Genomic DNA, 2129 nt, shown 5'->3' on the forward strand with positions numbered 1-2129 from the left:
GCTGGCCGTCACCCTGCACAACGCGTTGACCGCCGGCGGGTTCGTCGGGCTCGTCTACGGGGTGCTGGAGCGGATCGTGGCCCGGCGGGCCGACCACGTGCTCGTGGTCTCGCCGGACCTCGGCGAGGGCATGTCCCGGCTCGGCGCCAGGGACGTGCGGGCCGCCGTGGTGCCGGCGCCCGCGCCGGGCCCGGCGAAACGAACGCCTCGGGAGGTCAGGGACGAACTGGGCGCGGGCGACCGGCCTGTTTTTCTGACGCTCGCCAGGCTGGCCCAGCAGAAGGGGCTCGAGACGCTGCTCGACGTCGCCGCCGGGCCCTGGCCCGGCGGAGAGCCGCTGTTCGTGATCGCGGGTGACGGGCCGCTGCGTGAGGAGCTGCGGCGCAGGATCGAGGACGAGAAGCTGCCCGTGGTGTTGCTGGGACACCGGCAGGACGTGCCCGACCTGCTCGGGGCCGCCGTCGCTCTGCTGATGCCGAGCCGCTGGGAGGGTCAGCCGCTCACCCTTCGCGAGGCGCTCATGTCGGGAACGCCGGCGATCGCCTCCAAAGTAGGGGGCATTCCAGGAATTTTGGGAGACGCCGGGATCCTGGTCCCTTATGGGGACGTCGAGGGGCTGCGCGCGGCCGTACGGGAGCTCATCGCAGCGCCTGGAGCTGCGGAAACGCTGGCCGCGGCGGCTCAGCGGCGCGGGCGGGAGATGCCCGGAGCCGACGACGCCGTGGAGAACGCGCTGGCCGTGTACGGCCCTCAAGATCCGGAGGATGATTAGGCCGGGTCGGGGCGTTCTCATATACTGCCTGGGTTAGGGAGGGGAGTATCCCTTCGCGACAGCCTCGTCATCACGGTGCAGCCCCACTCCACGGGGCCCCCGGGGCTGCCGGTCCGCAGTTGTGAGCGGGCGGGAGAGACCTCCGGCAATGAGTCGTGCATGCCGGAGGGTCTTGAGTCGTGACTGTACCCGTGTGGGCCTGGATCGCCGTGATCGGCGGTCTCCTTGTTGTCCTGGCCATTGACCTGTGGATCGTTGACCGCGGAGAAGCCCGAGAGTTCTCCATGCGGCAGGCCGGATATTGGGTGACGTTCTACGTCGCACTGGCTGTGGTGTTCGGGGCGATTCTCTGGGGCACGTTCGGACCTGACAAGGCCGGGGAGTTCTTCGCCGGCTACATCACCGAATACAGCTTGAGCGTCGACAACCTGTTCATCTTCTTCATCATCATGAGCAGGTTCGCCGTGCCGCGGGCCTACCAGCACAAGGTCCTGCTCGTCGGGATCCTGCTGGCGCTCGTGATGCGCGGCATCTTCATCGCGCTCGGGGCCGCGGCGCTGGAGCGCTTCAGCTGGCTGTTCTACTTGTTCGGCGCCTTCCTCGTCTACACCGCGATCAACCTCATCCGCCAGCACCTCAAGGACGAGGAAGAGGAGTTCAACGAGAACATCCTGCTGAGGTGGGTGCGCAGGGCGTTCCCCACCACCGAGGGGTACGTCGGCTCCAAGGTCACCGTCAAGATCGACGGCAGGCGCATGGTGACCCCGATGCTCATCGTGATGGTCGCGATCGGGAGCACCGACCTGCTGTTCGCGCTCGACTCGATTCCCGCGATCTTCGGGCTCACCAAGGACCCCTTCATCGTCTTCACGGCCAACGCGTTCGCCCTGATGGGACTGCGTCAGCTCTACTTCCTGCTGGGCGGGCTGCTGCAACGACTGGTCTACATCAGCTATGGTTTGGCGTTCATCCTCGGGTTCATCGGGGTTAAGCTGATATTGGAGGCGTTGCACGCCAGTGATGTCTCCTGGGCGCCCGAAATCCCCATCTGGGTGTCGCTCTCGGTCATTGGTGCCACGATGGTCGTCACCACCGTGGCCAGCCTGATCAAAGCGCGTATCGACGCGCGCCAGGGCGAGGAGCCACACCCGGAGCAGGTCTAGCGAAAAGGACTTCGAGGCGCTTTGCTTGTGTAGTTGCGCCGTGTCATAGTTGCTTGTTCTGTAACATCACGGCAAAGCGCCCAATTCGGTCTCCACCAAAGGTTGTACGTGTCAGACGATTCTGCCAAGTCGAGCCGCGTCAGGCTCGCACGCGGGGTCTCCCCGTGGCTCATCCCGACGGCGGCCGCGGCGGC

Annotated in this window: 2 protein-coding genes; both read left to right on the top strand. The window is 66.2% G+C overall.

Annotated features, from left to right (window positions below; all coding sequences use genetic code 11):
- Positions 1-772 (top strand): glycosyltransferase family 4 protein (locus tag AB0J09_RS63035; protein WP_360713866.1); only part of this gene is annotated, 772 nt, incomplete at its 5' end.
- A gap of 179 nt (positions 773-951) precedes the next feature.
- Positions 952-1935, top strand: a complete 984-nt coding sequence (locus tag AB0J09_RS63040; protein ID WP_360713868.1) for a TerC family protein — start codon at positions 952-954, stop codon at positions 1933-1935.
- The last annotated feature ends 194 nt before the right edge of the window (positions 1936-2129 follow it).

Source organism: Nonomuraea sp. NPDC049784, from assembly GCF_040659615.1.
Lineage (GTDB): Bacteria > Actinomycetota > Actinomycetes > Streptosporangiales > Streptosporangiaceae > Nonomuraea.